The following is a 19,264-nucleotide window of genomic DNA, read 5'->3' as shown; positions in this document are numbered from 1 at the left end:
AAAAATCCGTCACTGGTCGATCAATGTCTAGTTTCCCCTGTTGCCACAAGAAGGTCAAGACTGTCCCGACTCCCACAACCTTACTCACACTGGCTAAGTCATAGACTAGCCCTGACTCTGTTTTCAAACCTTTCTCAGGATCACTCAAGCCTAGGTAGAATTCTCTCCATTCTCCATCCTTATAATACGCAAAAGAGGCCCCGGGATAGACCCCTGCCTCGATTTGATCTTCTATTTTTTTTAGAATTTTTGTCCACTTCATGCTTCTTCAAACCATAATTCGATGTTATTGGTATCTTTACCAAGGAAGAATTTCTCAGACTTTGGAATAAAATAATCTGTGCCCTCAAATTTTTGACGAAGACTAGTCAACTCTAGATTCTTTACCAAAAATTTCAGCATAGACAAGTCCCAGGTAACATTGTTTTCAACAGCCAAATCTGGACCTTGGCCTTGGGTAAAGGTAATGGCATTAGTCGCAAATTCTGAATCAAGTAAACTCTCCCTGTCCTCAGGTAGACGGAGTTCAACGGAAACTTCAAATTGACTCAAGTATTTTATACTTTTATTTGAATAAAATTCAGGAATCGTATCTAGCGGAACTAAGTCTTCAATATGATTTTCCGCATGAACAAGGATCACATCCTGTTCGGGAGAAACAATCTCAAAAGCATAACCACAGCTTCCTTTAAATAGGCGAGGAAGGGACTTCATCTGTGAAAGAAGGTCCTCGATTTCAGAAGGATTATCAACCTTCACCACGAGTCTAGCAAGTTTCTTAAGCCCTTCAACTCTGCGAGTTCGCATGCTCGGAGCTTCTTCTAAAATCAATCTTTCAGTAGCTGTCTGATCTCCCAAGGAGAGAAAGGCAGACTCTTCTAACAAGGGTTTCATCCCTAAGGTTTCAATGTAAAATTTTTCATTTAATTTTCGGTTATTAACTTTCACAGTCGGAATGATCCGAACTATCTCATTCACACTCATAAATTCCTCCAACTCTTCTATTTTAAAGGATTTTCGAATATTTTACAAGCCATATCTGTTTTATTTAAAAATTTTATAGCAAAAAAACTGGGATTCCCCAGTTTCATTTCTTATAGGTAAAGTAGTTTGAATAGTGCTACTGCTGCAATACCCGCTAAAATTGGAGCTACAACCGGAACCCATGCATACCACCATTTTGAATCACCCTTGTGTTGACCAAGGACTGATTTTGGAAGGAGTTCGTGAAGAAGACGTGGTCCGAAGTCACGAGCTGGGTTCAAACCAGGTCCAGTAGGTCCACCAAGTGAAGTTACCAAGGCCATCACTAGGAAACCAAGTGCCAAGTGCGCAACTGAGATCCCAGCAGCTGTATGTGGAGCTACTTGAGCTTTTACTGCCAATTCACTTAAATCAACAGTTTGTCCAGCTTGAGTAGCCATTTGTTTCATGTATTGAAGAACCTCAGCACCAAAGAAGTTTTTAGTCAAACCAAGTGCTGCAAAGAAAAGAACAAATGAACCTACAAACTCATTGAGGAAACCGTTAACAGTAGCTGCAAAACGTGATTCTTTTGTACCGTGGTCGATGCTTGAAATCGTTGAGAAGGTACCCAAGATATTGTTTGGATTTTCTGTCTTCAAGTAGTAAGGACGGTGAGTCGCTACAACCAAAGCTTGACCAAAGATTGCTCCCAAAACTTGTGCTAGGATGTAATATGGTACTTGCTCCCAAGAGAAAAGTCCACTAACAGCAAGTCCAAGAGTGAAAGCTGGGTTGATATGGTTACCAGATACATTACCAAACATCAAGGCTGGGATCATAACCCCCATACCATAACCAACCGCGATAACGAGCCAGCCACTTTGGTGACCTTTCGTACCTTTAAGTTCAACGTTAGCAACTGCACCATTACCAAGAATGATCAAAATAGCAGTTCCCAAGAATTCTGTGGCATATTTAATAGCCCATGTAAAATCCATTTGATAGATTCTCCTTAAATTTTTTAGACAATCCTTATTCTATCAATTTTTAGGCCTTTTAGCAATATCTTTTCTAAAAGAATCTCTGGAAAACGCTTTATTTAACTTATCTTTAAGAAAAGGACAAAAGAAGTCAAACTCCTTTCATCCTTTTCGTTACTCTTGACGTTGACCAAAATCTGCAATCATCTGCTCCAGCTCCTCACGACTTGGAGTTGTCAACATATAGAGAATATCTCCTTGTAACTCTGCAAAGGCTGCTGGCATGATTTTCTTAGCCTTAAAACCTCCTTGGTATTTAGCTAGTAATTCCTCTTCTGAGTAAACATAATGAGAACTTAAACGCCGAGCAGTCGCCAAGCAATAGAGGGGTTCAAAATATGAACCAGGGAACGGCTCTCCTGCTACGATAGCCGCATAACCTCGGTAGAGGTCAAAAGAGTGGGCATAATTGTAAACATCAATCGTAAAGCCACCTGCAGGACGGTTATTGTACTCAATGGCAATGTAGTCGTCCCCGTCACGGAAGAATTCGATATGGAAGAAACGCTCCTTCATGCCAAATTCTTTGACAACGGCTTCACCATACTTACGCAATTTTGGATCCATATCCTTGAGAACATAATAGGCATTATCCATCTTATAAATCATCAAATCAAGTGGTGTATGGGCATAATCAAAAGTCGTTGAAAAGACGATATTGCCATCCTTGTCCACAAGCCCGTCAAAGGTACAGATTTCGCTAGAAGTGACAAATTTTTCAAAGAAATAAACGGTTGAATGGTCCCATTCTTCCTTGAAGTGATGGATATCATCTTCTGTCTCAAGCTTAAAGGTCGCTGCTGCTCCCACTCCATTGTCAGGTTTGGCAATCATTGGTAGTCCGATTTCGTTCACTGCTTTATCCACATCTGCTTCCGTCTTGATAACAGCTCCAGGTACCACAGGGACACCTGCTTTTTTGAAAAGTTTCTTCATTTCAGACTTAAATTTCGTCTTTTTGAGATCCTCTGGTTTGACTCCAAAGACATTGAATTGCTCTCTGAGTGTTGCGTCCAGCTCAAGCCAGTATTCATTGTGGGACTCGATGCGGTCGATAGGACCATGCTTGTAGAAAAGAAAGGCAACTGCACGTTTGACTTCGTCTATGTTTTCAAGATTATCTACACGGAAATACTCGGTCAGGCTATTGCGCAAAGGTTCATCAAGTTGTTCGTAAGGCTCCTGACCAATTCCCAAGACTGTGATGCCTTTATTGGCTAGCTCGATGGTAAATTGTTGGAAGTTTTGCGGATAGTAGGGAGAAATAACAAGGTAATTCATAGGCAACTCCTTTTATAGATACAGGTGTCCAAGAAAATAGGGCATTTGTTTACGCCACCATTCCCAGTCGTGGGCGACATCGTGTCCCCATTCAGCAAACCAGGCTGGAATTTGTTTCTGGTCAAAGGCTTCTTTGAGCTTGTAGAAAGATGGTAGACCGTCTTGTTCCCAGGCACCAAGGCCCGTACAAACGACAATCTCCGCCTGACGGTAACGATCGATAAACCATCCGTCGTTTTGATTCCAGATATAATCTACAGGTGAGTTTTGGTAAATAGCATCATCATTGTAGTAATCGCCAACGAAGAAACGTGCGTCGTAAACTCCACTGAGAGCAATCACCTTGGTAAAGACATCTGGATGCTGGAGAAAGAAATTGAGTGCATGATGGGCCCCCATCGAGCAACCTGTCGTCATCATGCCATCAAACCAACCTGTCTTGTGCTTGATAAAAGGAATGGCCTCCTCAATCACATAGCGTTCGTAGGCGCGGTGCATCTCCGCCTGGTCATGACCATTTTTCCAAGTAGCCAGCCAGCTCTCACTGTCAACACTCGATAGGGTAAAGAACTGAACACGACCTTCTTCGATAAAGGAAGCACAGGCGTCAATCATGCCAAAATCATAGTATTCGTTGTGACTACCACCAGATGAAGCAAAAACAACAACTGGAATCCCAGCATGCCCATAACGGTTGAGGTACATTTCACGGTTGAGATTGCCACTCCAGTGGCTGAGGTTTTCAATATGCATTGGCTTTCTCCTTTCCTAACTTACCATTTCTCTGCAAAAAATCGGAGACAGTCTGGCAAATTTTCCGACCAAGGTATTTCACTATGGATAGCACCAGACTGAACTTTCAAGACAAGATTATCCAAGTGTACTCCACCTGCAATCAAATCACGGTAATAACGAAGCGACGAGTCGATATAGGCTTGCTTGATATTGCCAGCCATCAAGGTCTTGTCCGTATCGTCTGCTTCTTCTGTTCCTACATAGATGAAAATGCGCTGTTCAGGCGACAGTTTTTTACGTTCGATGTAGCGGTTAAAGGCTTCTTGGTGGAGCCAGTTGGCAGATGAAAAGACACCTAGACAACCAATTCGGTCTTGGTACTCTAGTCCGATAAACTGGGTAATATTGCCTCCTAGTGACGAACCAATCATAGCCGTATGCTGGCGATCAGCTTTGGTACGATAGGTTTCATCGATAAAAGGCTTGACCACCTCCATGACAAACTCGGCATACTCCACACCCTTACCGCCAAACTGCTGCCCTGGGATAGGAGATTCTTGAAACTTCCAAGCCGCATACTCATTCATCCTCCCCATACCATCATTATCTATGGCAACGACAATCATGCGACTGATGTCAGGATTTCGCTTAATGGCTGGAATAATCTTCCAAGAGTGTCCGATATAAGACTCCTTGCTGTAAAAGACATTTTGCCCATCATGAAAGTAAACAACAGGGTAAAAACGGTCTGTGTCTTTCTCGTAGTCCTTTGGCAGGAGCACACGCACACGACGCTCTTTTCCAGTATAAGGAACCTTGAGTTTATGTTCTTTCATTTTTAAGTAAAAGTAGGAATGATTCATTGTCAGAAAACTCTCTATATTCAAAATTTTATCTTATTATACCATAAAAATAGAAAAAAAGTCAGTAATTGTCCATTTTAAGGATAAATAACTAACTTTTTTCATTTGTTTTTCTGAATTCTTCTGGGTTTTCTGATTAGAGGAGATTGTCAATTAACTCATCGACAGCATCTTTTTCAACCTGGGGTGTGATTTCAGTAATCATAATCCCTGCCACTGCTCGTTCAACTAATCCCTTAACATCCATCCGTTTTTCATACTGCTCTGCATTCTTAATCTTAGGATTGGTCTTAGGACGATCAGGCGCAAAAATAGTACAGCAGTCCTCAAAAGGCTGGATTGAGATTTCAAAGGTATCGATTGCCTGGGCAATATCAATGATTTCCAATTTGTCCATCGTAACCACAGGACGAATGACTGGAGTGCTGGTCACAGCGTTGATAGTCTGCATACTTTCCAAGGTCTGGCTAGCTACTTGACCAAGACTTTCCCCATTGATGATAACTAAACCGTTTCTCACCTCACGAATACGGTCGGTAATGCGCATCATAAAACGACGGGTCAAGGTCATGAGGTAGGCTTCTGGCGCCTTAGCCTTGATCTCCTCTTGAATCTCTGTAAAAGGCACCTCAATAAACTGGATATTGCCCCCAAACTTGGTCAATTTCCGAGTCAAATCGTGGGCTTTCTTGAGGGCACCTGGACTGGTGTAAGGTGGGCTAGCAAAGTGGACGGCTTCAATATCAACCCCTCGTTTAAGGGCTAAATAACCTGCTACAGGTGAGTCAATCCCTCCTGACAACATGAGCATGCCTTTACCAGAACTTCCCACAGGCAATCCTCCTGCTCCACGAAAGGTTTCATAGGAAAGATAGGCAGCCTCCTCACGAATCTCAACCTGAAGATTAATATCTGGATTTTTCATCTGAGCTTGCACGTTTGGAATAGCCTCGAAAACAGCACCACCGAGAGTTTGATTGAGTTCACGACTGTCGAGTTCAAAGTTGTGGTCGCTACGCTTGCTAGTGATTTTAAAGGTCATCCCTTCCTTATAGATTTCCTTCATAATCTCTTGGACAGCAGACTTCAGAACGTCCACTGACTTTTCAATCTTATACACAGGAGAAAAATTTTGAATCCCAAATACTTGTTTGAGCGATTCTGCTACTGCTGTGTAATCTGCTCCATTGAGGTAAGCGTGGGCACGGTCGCGATCTGCGGTTACCTTAACTTGGGGATAGATGGACAAAACGTCCGAAATATTATTACGAAGTTTATTGATGAAACGCATACGATTTTTGTGCTTGGTTGACAATTCTCCATAGCGAATCATAATTTCTGAATACTGCATAAATGCTCCTATCTTACTTTTCTAGTTTGATTGTAAATTAATTTTAACTTGGTCAAGAACTGCTCGACCTGACTCATGTCATTTTCTAAGTCTAGGCTTAGACGCACAGCTGACTGGGCATTATCCTTGTCCACTCCCATGGCTATCAAGGTTCCTGCGGGTTTTCCAGCCTTAGACGAACAAGCAGAGGTTGTAGAAATGAAAATGTCATAGTCTTCAAATGCGTGAACGATAACTTCTCCACGAACACCTTTAATCCCAAAAGTCAGGATATGAGGGGCAAAGTCTTCCTCATCTGAAAAGACGAAAATATCTGAATAGTCAAGAAGGGCTTGGCGAATGACTGCCTTCATCTGCCCCGTCTTGCTAGCAAAGATAGCTAATTTTTCCATAGACAAACGGAGGGCCTTGGCAGTCGCGGCAATCCCTGCCACATTCTCAGTTGTCGAACGATAGTCTCCCTCTTGACCACCTCCAGTTAAAAGAGGCATGATTCTCTTACCAGACTTGATATAGACAAAGCCAACTCCTCGAACACCGTGGAATTTATGACTAGAGAAGGTCGCAAAATCCACTCGGTCAGTCAAATACTTTTCTGTCGGAATCTTAGCTAAAGCTTGAACAGCATCAACATGGAAGGAAATCGTTGGTTTATCTGCTAATAGTTCTGAGATAGCTTGAATAGGTTGAATTGAGCCAATTTCATTGTTAACTGCCATAATAGAAACGAGGGTCGTATCCGATCGAATCAAACTTGCTAGAACCCTAACATCTACAAATCCTTTCTCATCAACTGGGGCAATATCCACCTCAAAACCTTGACTTTTCAGCCAGAGGGCTGACTCCTTGACTGCTGGATGTTCAATAGCTGATACGATGATGTGCATACCAAACTGTGCTTTTTCAAAGGCCACACCCTTGATGACCCAGTTATCCCCTTCTGTTCCACCAGAGCTAAAGAAGATTTCATCACTTTTCTTGCCGATCAAATCTGCAATCTGTTGCCGGGAAGCATCTAAAATTCGTGTTGCCTGGTCTCCCAAACGATGGAGACTAGATGGATTTCCTACAATTTTTGAAGCAACCTGCATATAGGTATCTAGAGCTTCAGGATAAGGCTTAGTTGTCGCCGAATTATCAAAGTAGATCATGTTTTCTCACGCTTTCTAAAATCACTCCTTCTATTGTATCACGAAAAGAGACCTGCGACAAGAAAGGGAATCTTCTCTTTTTTTAAGATTTTTTTAAAGAAATGAGGTATAATAAATCATAATCAAAGGAGAGTATCATGTCTAACTATCGTAGAACTTCTAATAAATCAAAAACTGAACACATCAAAAAGGGATTTACTGTCTTTCAAAAAACGATTGCTACCATCGGTAGTATCCTTGGTCTCATCACCGCTACTATCACCATCATGAACGCCATGGATAATAACAAAAATAACAAAAAAGAACCGACGACAACCCAAACAACTGTTGTCAAGGAAATTCAAAAGGAATCCCCTCAGGAAAATACTACACCTAACAAGGACAACACTTCTACTAAAGAAAATACCCCACAAGAAGAAACTTCCCAATCCAACAAGAAAGAGGAGAAAAAAGAAGAACAGAAAACAACAACTCAGGACTCTTCTACACCTGCTACAAATAAAGAAACAAGCGATAACGGAACACAGTCAAATACGACGAGTTCTGAAACTAAAACGAACCAGTAGCCACTAAAATAGCTTCCCTCCAGATTTGGAAAGAAGCTATTTTTTTATTGTTGCAATACTTTTCGTGGTTTGGTTCCTTCAGCTGGACCGATAACACCGGCCATTTCAAGTTCTTCCATAAGGCGGGTCGCACGGTTAAATCCAACCGACAAACGACGCTGAATCATAGAAGCACTAGCTTTCTGCGTCTTGATAACCAGAGCCTTAGCTTCCTCAAAAAGCGGATCGCCACCAGCTTCACCGTCAGAGAAATCTCCTTCATTATCTGGAACGTCTCCTGGGTCAAAGCTATCATCATAGTCCGCATCAGCCTGAGCCTTGATGAAGTTTACGATGCGTTCGACATCATCATCTGAGATAAAGGATCCTTGCAGACGGACTGGGTGATTTTCATCAATTGGTTTAAAGAGCATGTCTCCTCGACCGAGCAGTTTTTCAGCTCCATTTTCATCCAAGATGGTTCGTGAATCTGTACCTGATGAAACTGCAAAAGCCACACGAGACGGTACATTGGCCTTGATAAGACCAGAGATGACATCAACCGATGGACGTTGCGTTGCGAGAATCATGTGAATCCCTGCCGCACGCGCCTTCTGTCCGAGACGAATGATAGCATCTTCCACTTCCTTGCTGGCCACCATCATAAGGTCAGCCAACTCGTCCACAATGACAACAATCAAAGGCAGGGGTACTTGTTTGTACTCAGATTGGCTATTAAATTCCTCGACCTTAGCATTGTAACCAGCGATATTTCGCACACCAACCTTAGCAAAGAGTTCATAACGGTTTTCCATCTCATCCACGACTTTTTGGAGAGCCTTGCTGGCCTTACGTGGATTGGTCACAACTGGAATCAAGAGGTGAGGAATGTCATTGTACACCGATAACTCAACCATCTTAGGATCGACCATCATAAACTTGACCTGGTCGGGTCTTGCTTTCATCAGAATACTAGCGATAATACCATTAACTGCGACTGATTTCCCTGATCCCGTCGAACCTGCAACAAGTAGGTGGGGCATCTTGGAAAGATCAAAGGTGCGAGCCGTTCCATTGACAGCCTTACCTAGAGGAATTTCGAGGAGATTTTCTGGTTTAGTCTGAGACTGTTCCCAGAGCTCACGGAAAGAAACGGTCGCAATCTCAGAGTTAGGAACCTCAATCCCGACTAAGGATTTACCAGGTATTGGAGCCTCAATCCGAACATCCTTGGCCGCTAGAGCAAGCGCTAAGTCGTCTGCTAGATTGGAAATTCGGTTAACTCGAACACCAACGGCTGGCTTGACTTCATACTTGGTAACAGATGGACCGATTTCAGCCCGTTCCACTGTTACCTTAATCCCAAAGCTAGCAAAGGTTTCTTCTAGTATTTTGATATTTTCTCGGACGATCTTCTTTTCCTTGGATTGGTCTTTGGGTTTATCTGGCGCAAAGAGTTGCAAGCTTGGTAGTTTGTATTCGAGAGCTTCTTTGGTAGAAAAATCAACCTGCACCTCTTCATCCTCAAAGTCTTCTTCCACATCTGGAACTTCTAAGTCAGCTTGAGGAAGGATAATCTCTGGTTCAATCCATTCTTCCTCAGGAATTGGGGGGAGATCGTAGACTGGTACTTCTGATAAGATTTCTCCCGTTTCAGGATCTACAGGAGGAAGCGGTAGCGCATCCTGCTCTTCTTGTTCTCTCTGAATTCTTGCTGCTTCTTCAGCTTCTTGACGTGCCTTTTCTTCTTCTCTCTTGATGAAGCGTTCCTGTTTTCTCTGTTCCTGTTTTTCCATGAATGATCTGAACTGCGCTCCAATAAAGGCTGCAACATCATAAATAGACCAGGGACTAACCAAGAGTGCCCCAACTAGAATCAAGAGAACTCCAATAAAGTACGATCCGATATTGGAGAAAAGAAAGGATATGGGTATATAAAGTCCGACACCAAGCAGGCCTCCACCAGCAAAACTAGTCACCCGAATGCCAGTAAGGTCCGTCATAACTTGAGACAAGGTCCCTTTTAGAACTGCCTGCTCCAAGCCAAATTTCCAGACAAGATAAGCCTCAAAAATTAAGAGTAAGCCAGCGAAGATACAGAGAAATCCTGACAGAAGCCCTTCCTGCTTGCGGATCCATTTAAAAAGAAAAAGATAGATGAGGAGGGCACCAATGGCCACATAGGCCAAACTTCCAACCAACAGTCGAATGAGATTATAAAGGGTGATACCCGCCGCACCAAGCTTGAGGGCTGCAATAATCAACAATAAGGCAATTCCTAAGGAAATCAACATCCTCTGGATAGCCTGTTTTCTTTCAAGTTCTGCTTTAGACGGTCTCCGTCTTGTTTTTGTAGTATTCTTGTTTGCCATTCTTCTATTATAACATATTTCACAGCCATTTCGAATAGAGAAAAAGATTGCACCAAATGGTAACAATCTTTCTATTCTAATACTTTTTATGCTTGTGGTTTGCGTAGAGAACCATAAACCACACCACTTACAATTGCTCCAATCAAGACAAAGACAAGGTAAAGAAGAGCATTTGAAGTAAGGGCGATGACGAAGATGCCTCCGTGTGGTGCCATGAGCTTGATACCTGCAAGACCAACGAGACCACCTGCTACTGCTGATCCAAGAACGAAGCTTGGGATCGCACGAGCTGGGTCAGCGGCACCAAATGGAATTGCTCCCTCGGTGATGAATGACAAGCCCATGATGATGTTGGTCAAACCAGAGTTGCGTTCTTCTTTAGTAAATTTATCTTTGAAAAGAAGGGTTGCCACAAAGATAGCAAGTGGTGGCACCATTCCTCCTGCCATAACTGCTGCCATGGCTACAGAACCACCTGAGGAAACAGTCGCTGCAAGCGTACCTGTCCCAAAGACATAGGCTGCTTTATTGACAGGTCCACCCATGTCAACAGCCATCATACCACCAAGAACGATACCGAGAAGGACAGCTGATCCTCCTCCAAGGCTGCCTAGGAAGTTATTCATAGCAGTGTTGATTTCTGCCATCGGGATGTTAACAGCTAGCATGACAAATCCAGTCAAGATTGTTCCAAAAAGTGGCAAGAGAAGGATTGATTTAGCCCCTTCAAGTGAACGAGGAACTTTAACGTATTTCTTAATAGCAAGAACCAAGGCACCTGCGATAAATCCACCAACAAGGGCACCGAGGAAACCAGATGAGACACCTGCAAGAGTTGAAGTTGCTTCACCACCTGCTGCATAAGGGATTTTACCAAAGGCAAAACCTTCTTTGGCTATTGCACCAGCAACAAAACCTGCTACCAAACCTGGTTTTTCAGCGATAGAGTAGGCAACGTATCCTGCAAAGACAGGGAGCATCAAGCCAAAGGCAGTCCCACCGATTTTCATGAACATGGAAGCTAGCTCATGGTAGGAACCGAGATTGCCAAGACTATCCTGTGGCACACCAAAAGCTCCGTCGATCAAGAAAGCAAGGGCAATCATGATACCACCACCGATAACGAATGGCAACATTTGGGAAACACCACTCATCAAGTGTTTGTAGAAGGCACCACCGATACTTTGTTTTTCATTGCTTGCTGTTGCAGCTTTTGCTCCATTGGCAGCACGATAAACTTCAGCATCTCCTGAAAGAGCCAAGTTGATCAACTCTTCAGTCTTGCGGATACCGTCAGCAACTGGACGATTGATCAATGGTTTGCCATCGAAACGATCCATCTCAACAGCCTTGTCTGCTGCGATGATAACAGCTTTAGCCTTGCGAATGTCCTCTGCAGTCAATTGGTTACCAACACCGCTGGCACCGTTGGTTTCAACCTTAATACCAACACCCATTTCAGCAGCCACTTTTTGAAGAGCTTCTTGGGCCATGTAAGTATGAGCAATCCCTGTCGTACAAGCTGTAACAGCTACGATAAAGTCGCCAGAGTCATTAGCAGGTGTTTGAACAGGTTCCTCAGCTTTTTCTGAAGCTTGGTCAAAAAGTTCGATAACTTGATCAGCTGATGTTACTTGACGAAGTTTGTCAGCAAAACCGTCTTTCATCAAGTATTGAGATAATTCTGCCAAGGCTGCCAAGTGAGTGTCATTGGCACCTTCTGGAGCCGCAATCATGAAGAAAAGGTTCGTAGGTTGCCCATCCAAGCTTTCATAGTCAACACCCTTGTTTGACTTAGCAAAGAGAACCGTCGCTTCTTTGACAGCAGAGTTCTTGCTGTGAGGCATAGCAATTCCGTCACCCAAACCAGTGGAAGTTAGAGCTTCACGCGCCAAGATTCCTTCTTTAAAGGTTTCAAAATCTGTCACATAACCGTGATCTACCAAACTTTTAATCATCTCTTCGATGACAGCTGTTTTTTCAGTTGCCTGCAAATCCAGCAACATAACGTCTTTTCTCAATAGGTCTTGAATTTTCATCGTTTTTCTACCTCAACTTTTTCATATGTTTCTTTAATAAATTCCGCTGTTGCCAAGTCATCTGAGAATGTCGTTGCTGTTCCGCAAGCTACTCCCCATTTGAAGGCTTCTATTGCGTCTTTTGATTTGACAAATTCACCTGTAAATCCAGCCACCATAGAGTCACCAGCTCCTACTGAATTTTTCACTGTTCCCTTGATGGGTTTAGCGAAGTAAGCTCCCTCAGGTGTTACAAGAAGGGCACCATCACCAGCCATAGAGATGATAACATTTTGAGCCCCTTTAGCTAGGAGTTCACGAGCGTATTTCTCAATTTCATCTAAACTTTCAAGTTTCACTCCAAAGATAGCTCCCAGTTCGTGATTGTTTGGCTTTACCAAAAGTGGCTGATAGTCCAAACTATCAATCAAGGTCTGACCTTCAAAGTCACAAACCACTTGCGCACCAGTCTGACGGGTCAAGGCAATCAAATCCTTGTAGATGACATTTCCTAGATTTTTAGCACTTGAACCCGCAAACACAACCGTATCTTCTGCTGTCAGACTAGAAAGAATGGCTTTTAACTCTTCAAGTTGTTCGGGCTCAACAGTAGGACCTGTCCCATTGATTTCAGTTTCTTGGTCGGCTTTAATCTTAACATTGATACGAGTATCTTCAGCTACTTGGACAAAACGAGTTTCGATTTCTTCCTCTGTAAGGGTATCTGTGATAAATTTACCAGTAAAGCCTCCAATAAATCCGGTCGCTGTATTGGGAATACCCAAGCGCTTCAAAACACGACTAACATTGATTCCTTTCCCACCAGCAAACTTATCATCACTGTCCATTCGATTGACACTGCCGACTTGAACTTGGTCCAAGCGAACGATATAGTCAATGGATGGATTGAGTGTGACTGTATAAATCATACTTCAATTACCTCCGTTTTCTCCTTAATAGCCTGTAAGAGCTCATGCCCTTGACTTGTGATAACGATAGCGCGTTTGAGTGGTGCTACCTTGGCAAAACAAGTTTGACCAATCTTTGACGAATCGACCAAGACGTAGGTCTGTTTGGCATTCTCTAAAATAGCACGCTTAACAGCTCCCTCCTCCATATCAGGAGTCGTATAATAACCATCGTCTACACCATTCATCCCGATAAAGGCACGGTCAAAGTGCAATTGGTTAATCTGGTTAAGGGCAACGCCCCCGATACATGCATCTGTTGCCATCTTGACACTTCCTCCAACCATGACAGTTGGAATCTGCTTTTCAACCAACTGAACCGCATGGTGAATGGAGTTGGTCACAACTGTGATCTCCTTATTAACCAATTCCTTGATCAAAAAAGCAGTTGTTGTTCCAGCATCGATAAAGATAACATCTTTTTCCTTGATAAGTGATGCTGCTTTCTGAGCGAGTAATTTCTTTTCTTGAAGGTTTTTGACAGATTTTTCTTGAATGGTTTCTTCTTCCTGCAAGGAGTGGGGCAATTCTGCTCCACCATGCACACGACGAAGCTTATTCTCTGCTTCCAACTCATCCAAATCCCTTCGAACCGTTGATTCTGACGTTTCTAACAAACTAACTAACTTTTCTAAAGAAACTACTTGATGCTGATTAAGTTGCTCTAAAATCAGTTGTTTTCTCTCTGTTTTTAACACCAAAACACCTCCTGTTATCGTTTACACTATTCATTCTAGCACATTCTCTACCAAAGTCAAGCACTTTTTATCATTTTCTTTCAGATTCTATCATTTTTCTTATTTCCAGAATTTTTATTGCAAGATAAGTGGCTTTATGGTAGACTATTTGAGTAAGTATTGGAAGATTACTCAAGAGGCTTAAGAGGCCGTGTTGGAAACGCGGTAGGCGTGTAACAGCGTGCGTGGGTTCGAATCCCATGTCTTCCGTAGAAAAAGAAAAACTGCACCTCAATGCAGTTTTATTTTATTTATCACACCTAAAATATCCATTTGCAAAAATCTACAACTTAACAAGTGAAAGAACACTACTTTAATTGGAGAACGCTTTGCGAATTATATTGATTTTTAGGATACAGCAAAACGTTGTATCCTTTGTTGTATACTTTTTTTGAAAAAGAATGCTAAACAATAAAAAAGACAAAAATAAAAACGTTGTTAAATCAACGTTTTAGAAAGGTTTGCGAAAGAATGCAAAATATCAATGGAGCCGGTGGGAGTCGAACCCACGTCCAAACACCTGCCAACATATTTGTCTACAACCATAGGTTATGTATTGTTTTAACAGTCCCTCGACACATAACTCAAGCCTAGGAACTGCGAGTCTATTAATCTCTTATCAAACCACTAGACATGGCTTGATCGTATCTCGCTAATCATAAGACCTGTCATTGAACACGAGCAATCCAAATCGGGTCACGCCTGCTGGTTTTTAGGCAGCTAGAGCGTAAGAAGTGTTATTTTTTGCAGTTATATTTAACTGAGCGTTTACGTCGCCACACGGGTTGCAAAATATGCCTCATAATGCCTGTCGAATCCGTAACGACCCCAAAAAACAATAAAACCATTATACCTCATCTAAATCAAAAATGCAAAATCAAGCCAATTCTTTAGAAAAGATACGTTTTTAAAGTATCTGATAAAGCTTGATAACCAGCTACACTCAGATGGAGACCATCCGTTGTATAGGCTGATTTAAGTTGTCCTTCTGAATCTGTCAAACTATCATAAATTGGTAGAAAATCTACTTGCATATAGGCGGAGGCTAGAGCCTCATAGGCTTGATTCCATTCCTTGATCTTTTCATTGGTACGAATATATACTGTCTGCTTGTATTCTTCTCCTTCATTGACTGGCAAAATGGAAAGGAGCTTTATTTGTGACAGCGGATATTCTCGGGCAATCGATTGGATTACACGCTCGAGATTATCCAAGGCTTCATTCATGGGAATATCTTTTCCAATATCATTTGTCCCGATTAAGAGAACAATTTGATCGACAGCATCACCATAAAGATGGGCATCCAAATTCTCTAATAAAAGTCCCGTCTGGTAGCCTCGGATACCACGATTAACAATCGTCTTGGCAGTTCCCAACAACTCTTGAAGAGGGTAATACTCCACTATCGAATCACCAATAAAGATGATATCTGGCTCTAGAACAGATACTTGATTCAATTCACGATACTTGGTTTGAATCTTTGCCTGCTCTTTTAAAAGCCAATTTTCTAATAACTGTACTGCCACCTTATCCCTCTTTCTCTAACCACTTTTCTAGAATCTGATACACACCCGCCTGGCTGTTGGCTGGTGCCAGGGCAGTCGCAACTGTCTTGACACTATCATCTGCATTTTCCATAGCATAGGCAATTCCAGCCAGCTCTAACATTTCGATATCGTTTTCGCTATCACCAAAAGCCATGATTTGTTCTGATGTCAAATCCCAGCGCTTGAGTAATTCTTCCAATCCCCAAGCCTTGTGAACCCCAGCCTGCAGGATATCGATACAGCCATAACCGCTAGAAACAGCCCTTACACGACCATCAAAGAGGTCATTGATTTCCTGCAAAACTGAACTAGAACGTTCTTCACCAACAACCATGCTCATCTTTAACACTCCACCGAAGAGGTCTGAGTTTAGCTCATCCACAAAATTTGTCCTTTGGTAAAGTTTTTCAATCATCTCTGGAGTCATAAATTTTTCCAGGTCTGTAAAAACCGTTCCTTCCTTGACAAAACTCCCATTCATACTGGTAACGACGAACTGATCTCGACACTCCCTCCCTTTAAAATGAAGGAGAGCCTTGTCAACCATAGCATCATCCCAAATCTGCGCTTGAATCAGTTCATTGTTTTCAAAAATACGTGCCCCATTGGCAACGACTAGAACTACTCTACTCGCCAAGTGCTCCAGTAATTGCCTCATACGGTGAACTTCATTCCCTGTCGCAATGACAAAACGGATACCTCGTTCATCTAATTGGTCTAAAATCTTTTCTAAACGTGGCAAGTCCAGTTGCCCTCTTGGATCCAGCAAAGTTCCATCCATATCCGTTGCAATCAATTTAATCGTCATCTTGTTTCCTTTAGGGCGAGTACCTACCACTTCAACCCTACATGTTCATTCATTTCTTTATAGGCTGTGTCAATTCGTTCTTTGGTCGCCTCGTCCAACTTGTCACGATGACTGCCTCCCTCAATGAAGTCCTCTAGGATATAGGTCTGATAGAGGAAGAGCGGATAGCCTTCTGGAGAGTAAGTCCCTTTGGGTGTTCGATTGACCCAAGTAGGATGCGCTTTGGCCGTTTCAATCCTAGTCTTGCCATCTTTTTTCTTAATGGTCACATCCATGAGAACACCGCGCTCCGTCCACTTGGCATTTTCCTCATCTTGCATGGTTTCAATGCGTTGGTTTGAGAGGAAATTTCCCATGGAGTAGATGATCAGTTTTTTGTCACCATCTTTTTCAACTGTTTCAGCAGGTTCAACGACGTGAGGATGCCCTCCAAAGATAATATCTGCTCCCCAGTCAATCATCTTATGGTACAGTGTTTTCTGTTCTTCCGTTGGTTCTAGCTGGTACTCAATTCCCATCTGAGGCATGATGACAGTAATATCCGCCTCCTTCTCTGCACGCTCGATTTCTGCCTTCATCTTATCTTCATTCAAATCAGAAAGATAGCGATTATAGTCCTCTTGAGAGATATACTGCTCAATGCCATTAAAGCCATAGGAATAAGCCAAGAGAGCTACCTTGATACCATTGACTTCCTTAATAACAAGTGGAGACTTGTCCCGTGGTTCCTTTGTGTAAACTCCGATAGGTGTCATTCCTGCCTTTTCAATAGCTTGAGCTGTTGAGATCACTCCCTCTATCTGAGAATCTAGGATGTGATTGTGGGCCAAGTCTAGAACTTGATAGCCTGCATCCTTGATCGCATCCATCACCTCACCAGGTGCATTAAAAAGAGGATAACCTGCCAAATAGTGGTCCTTGTTCACCGTTCCTTCAAAGTCACCAATTACCAAGTCCGCTTGTTTGAGCCAAGGCTTGACATACTCAAAATTTTCATGAAAATCATAAGTCCCATCTTCTTTTAGAGCTGTTCGGTAGATAGGGATATGATAAAGAAGATCACCGTTTGCCATGATACGGGCTGTCTTTTCGTCAGAATCATTTTCCTTGAATTGACTAGATTTACTTGTAGAATCAAGAGTTTGACTACTAGGACTCGTTCCCTTGTTGCCTTGTACTGCTCGAACTAACAAGTTCCCCCCCATGGACAAGGCAACTGCAAGCAGTAACACAATAATAAACTGAGCATTGGTCCAGGATTTATAATTCCGAAAGAAACCAATACTTTTCCCCAACAATCCATCAATAGGTCCATGAGACCGTCTATCTTGTCGCTTTTCCATCTTTATTCCCCCTTGCTTTTTGGTGCAAGTCTTTTCTTTTATTATACCACAGACAAAAGAGGAATAGCGTTTATTATATTATTTTTTAGGAACTTCTGCGACTTTCTTTCTCGCCTATTTTGTGTTATCATGTAGAGGTAATGAAAGGAGAGAAAATGTCTGCTATAGAACGTATTACAAAAGCTGCTCATTTGATTGATATGAATGATATTATCCGTGAGGGAAATCCAACTCTGCGCGCTGTTGCTGAGGAGGTGACTTTTCCATTGAGTGATCAAGATATCATCCTTGGCGAAAAAATGATGCAATTCCTCAAACATTCTCAGGATCCTGTTATGGCTGAGAAAATGGGACTCCGTGGTGGTGTTGGCCTTGCTGCTCCTCAGTTAGATATCTCAAAACGTATTATTGCTGTCTTAGTGCCAAATATTGTAGAAGAAGGTGAAACTCCAGAGGAAGCCTACGATTTGCAAGCCATTATGTACAATCCGAAAATCGTATCCCACTCTGTTCAGGATGCTGCCCTTGGCGAAGGAGAAGGTTGCCTATCTGTTGACCGTAACGTACCAGGCTATGTTGTCCGCCATGCCCGTGTCACTGTTGATTACTTTGACAAGGACGGCGAAAAACACCGCATCAAGCTCAAAGGTTACAACTCCATCGTTGTCCAACATGAAATTGATCATATAAATGGAATCATGTTTTACGATCGTATCAATGAAAAAGATCCATTTGCTGTTAAAGATGGTTTACTGATTCTGGAATAAAGAAAATCCCGTTGCAAGACGGGGTTTTGTGTTATAATAGAGGCATGAAAACAAATGATATTGTCTATGGCGTCCATGCAGTTACTGAAGCCCTCCTTGCAAACACTGGAAACAAACTCTACCTCCAAGAAGATCTAAGGGGTAAGAATGTTGAGAAAGTCAAGGAACTGGCTGCTGAGAAAAAAGTCTCCATCTCTTGGACCTCAAAAAAAATCCCTCTCTGAAATGACCGAAGGTGCTGTCCATCAAGGATTTGTCCTTCGAGTTTCTGAATTTGCCTATAGCGAGCTAGATCACATTCTTGCCAAAACGAGTCAAGAAGAAAATCCTTTGTTATTGATTCTGGACGGATTAACTGATCCTCACAACTTAGGTTCTATCTTGAGAACTGCTGACGCGACCAATGTTTCAGGAGTCATTATCCCCAAACACCGCGCTGTCGGTGTAACTCCTGTTGTTTCCAAAACGGCCACTGGGGCTATTGAGCACGTACCGATTGCTCGAGTGACCAACCTCAGTCAAACTTTGGATAAACTCAAGGATGAAGGCTTCTGGACCTTCGGAACGGATATGAATGGTACTCCTTGCCACAAATGGAATACAAAAGGAAAAATCGCCCTCATCATAGGTAATGAAGGAAAAGGCATCTCTAGCAACATCAAAAAACAGGTCGATGAGATGATTACCATCCCCATGAATGGGCATGTTCAAAGCCTCAATGCCAGTGTTGCTGCAGCCATTCTCATGTACGAAGTTTTCCGAAATAGACTAT

General features: G+C 42.5%; 17 protein-coding genes, 1 tRNA gene, 1 other RNA gene and 1 pseudogene. 4 read left to right on the top strand and 16 right to left on the bottom strand.

Annotation, left to right across the window (positions count from 1 at the left end; translation table 11 throughout):
* The 8 genes from SORDD24_RS11710 to SORDD24_RS06675 form a co-directional block, all read right to left on the bottom strand.
* Nucleotides 1-262 (bottom strand): serine hydrolase (locus SORDD24_RS11710; protein WP_231082694.1); only part of this gene is annotated, 262 nt, incomplete at its 3' end.
* Nucleotides 259-984, bottom strand: a complete 726-nt coding sequence (locus SORDD24_RS06705) for a CppA N-terminal domain-containing protein (RefSeq protein ID WP_061408903.1) — start codon at nt 982-984, stop codon at nt 259-261. The genes SORDD24_RS11710 and SORDD24_RS06705, both read right to left, overlap by 4 nt.
* A gap of 110 nt (nt 985-1,094) precedes the next feature.
* The gene (gla, locus tag SORDD24_RS06700; RefSeq protein ID WP_049490782.1) at nt 1,095-1,964 is read right to left on the bottom strand and encodes an aquaglyceroporin Gla; all 870 of its coding nucleotides are present in this window, start codon (nt 1,962-1,964) and stop codon (nt 1,095-1,097) included.
* 156 nt (nt 1,965-2,120) lie between these two features.
* Complete coding sequence (locus SORDD24_RS06695) at nt 2,121-3,287, bottom strand: ATP-grasp domain-containing protein (protein WP_061408901.1); 1,167 nt, start codon at nt 3,285-3,287, stop codon at nt 2,121-2,123.
* A 12-nt stretch (nt 3,288-3,299) separates the two neighbouring features.
* Complete coding sequence (locus tag SORDD24_RS06690; protein WP_061408898.1) at nt 3,300-4,040, bottom strand: esterase family protein; 741 nt, start codon at nt 4,038-4,040, stop codon at nt 3,300-3,302.
* Between the two features lie 20 nt (nt 4,041-4,060).
* On the bottom strand, nt 4,061-4,885 hold the full coding sequence (locus SORDD24_RS06685; RefSeq protein ID WP_001016817.1) for an alpha/beta hydrolase: 825 nt from the start codon (nt 4,883-4,885) through the stop codon (nt 4,061-4,063).
* 136 nt (nt 4,886-5,021) lie between these two features.
* Complete coding sequence (gene thiI, locus SORDD24_RS06680; protein WP_061408895.1) at nt 5,022-6,236, bottom strand: tRNA uracil 4-sulfurtransferase ThiI; 1,215 nt, start codon at nt 6,234-6,236, stop codon at nt 5,022-5,024.
* Between the two features lie 8 nt (nt 6,237-6,244).
* Entirely contained in the window at nt 6,245-7,387 is a 1,143-nt protein-coding gene (locus SORDD24_RS06675) for a cysteine desulfurase family protein (RefSeq protein ID WP_061408893.1), read from the bottom strand.
* Nucleotides 7,388-7,524: 137 nt separating this feature from the next.
* Between SORDD24_RS06675 and SORDD24_RS06670 the strand changes: the two genes are divergently transcribed.
* Complete coding sequence (locus SORDD24_RS06670) at nt 7,525-7,953, top strand: DUF6556 family protein (RefSeq protein ID WP_061408890.1); 429 nt, start codon at nt 7,525-7,527, stop codon at nt 7,951-7,953.
* A gap of 44 nt (nt 7,954-7,997) precedes the next feature.
* On the opposite strand, the gene SORDD24_RS06665 is transcribed toward SORDD24_RS06670, so the two are convergent.
* From SORDD24_RS06665 to SORDD24_RS06650, 4 genes are all read right to left on the bottom strand, one after another.
* On the bottom strand, nt 7,998-10,304 hold the full coding sequence (locus SORDD24_RS06665; protein ID WP_081103533.1) for a DNA translocase FtsK: 2,307 nt from the start codon (nt 10,302-10,304) through the stop codon (nt 7,998-8,000).
* 86 nt (nt 10,305-10,390) lie between these two features.
* Entirely contained in the window at nt 10,391-12,343 is a 1,953-nt protein-coding gene (locus SORDD24_RS06660; protein WP_061408884.1) for a fructose-specific PTS transporter subunit EIIC, read from the bottom strand.
* Nucleotides 12,340-13,251 (bottom strand): 1-phosphofructokinase, encoded by a 912-nt coding sequence (gene pfkB / locus SORDD24_RS06655; RefSeq protein WP_061408881.1) that lies wholly within the window; start codon nt 13,249-13,251, stop codon nt 12,340-12,342. The genes SORDD24_RS06660 and pfkB overlap by 4 nt, the downstream gene beginning before the upstream one ends.
* Complete coding sequence (locus SORDD24_RS06650) at nt 13,248-13,988, bottom strand: DeoR/GlpR family DNA-binding transcription regulator (RefSeq protein WP_061408878.1); 741 nt, start codon at nt 13,986-13,988, stop codon at nt 13,248-13,250. Before SORDD24_RS06650 ends, pfkB begins: the two co-directional genes overlap by 4 nt.
* A 161-nt stretch (nt 13,989-14,149) precedes the next feature.
* On the opposite strand from SORDD24_RS06650, the gene SORDD24_RS06645 reads away from it, so the two are divergent.
* Nucleotides 14,150-14,237: transfer RNA gene (locus SORDD24_RS06645), tRNA-Ser, on the top strand.
* 272 nt (nt 14,238-14,509) lie between these two features.
* Here SORDD24_RS06645 and ssrA read toward each other — a convergent pair.
* The 4 genes from ssrA to SORDD24_RS10900 all read right to left on the bottom strand — a co-directional run bounded on the left by ssrA (nt 14,510) and on the right by SORDD24_RS10900 (nt 17,725).
* Nucleotides 14,510-14,857, bottom strand: a transfer-messenger RNA (tmRNA) gene (gene ssrA / locus SORDD24_RS06640).
* Between the two features lie 60 nt (nt 14,858-14,917).
* Nucleotides 14,918-15,553: an SGNH/GDSL hydrolase family protein gene (locus SORDD24_RS06635; RefSeq protein ID WP_061408875.1), complete on the bottom strand. Its 636-nt coding sequence runs from the start codon at nt 15,551-15,553 to the stop codon at nt 14,918-14,920.
* Between the two features lies 1 nt (nt 15,554).
* A complete protein-coding gene (locus SORDD24_RS06630; protein WP_061408872.1) occupies nt 15,555-16,382 on the bottom strand; it encodes a Cof-type HAD-IIB family hydrolase in 828 nt (275 codons plus the stop codon).
* Nucleotides 16,383-16,405: 23 nt separating this feature from the next.
* Entirely contained in the window at nt 16,406-17,725 is a 1,320-nt protein-coding gene (locus SORDD24_RS10900; RefSeq protein ID WP_081103532.1) for a CapA family protein, read from the bottom strand.
* Nucleotides 17,726-17,880: 155 nt separating this feature from the next.
* On the opposite strand from SORDD24_RS10900, the gene def reads away from it, so the two are divergent.
* Both def and rlmB read left to right on the top strand, forming a co-directional pair.
* Nucleotides 17,881-18,492: a peptide deformylase gene (def, locus tag SORDD24_RS06615; RefSeq protein ID WP_045616898.1), complete on the top strand. Its 612-nt coding sequence runs from the start codon at nt 17,881-17,883 to the stop codon at nt 18,490-18,492.
* A gap of 44 nt (nt 18,493-18,536) precedes the next feature.
* Nucleotides 18,537-19,264, top strand: a pseudogene (gene rlmB / locus SORDD24_RS06610) (23S rRNA (guanosine(2251)-2'-O)-methyltransferase RlmB); the annotation flags it as partial.

This window comes from Streptococcus oralis (assembly GCF_001579175.1).
Lineage (GTDB): Bacteria > Bacillota > Bacilli > Lactobacillales > Streptococcaceae > Streptococcus > Streptococcus oralis_O.
This window is presented reverse-complemented; position numbering and strand designations above follow the sequence as displayed.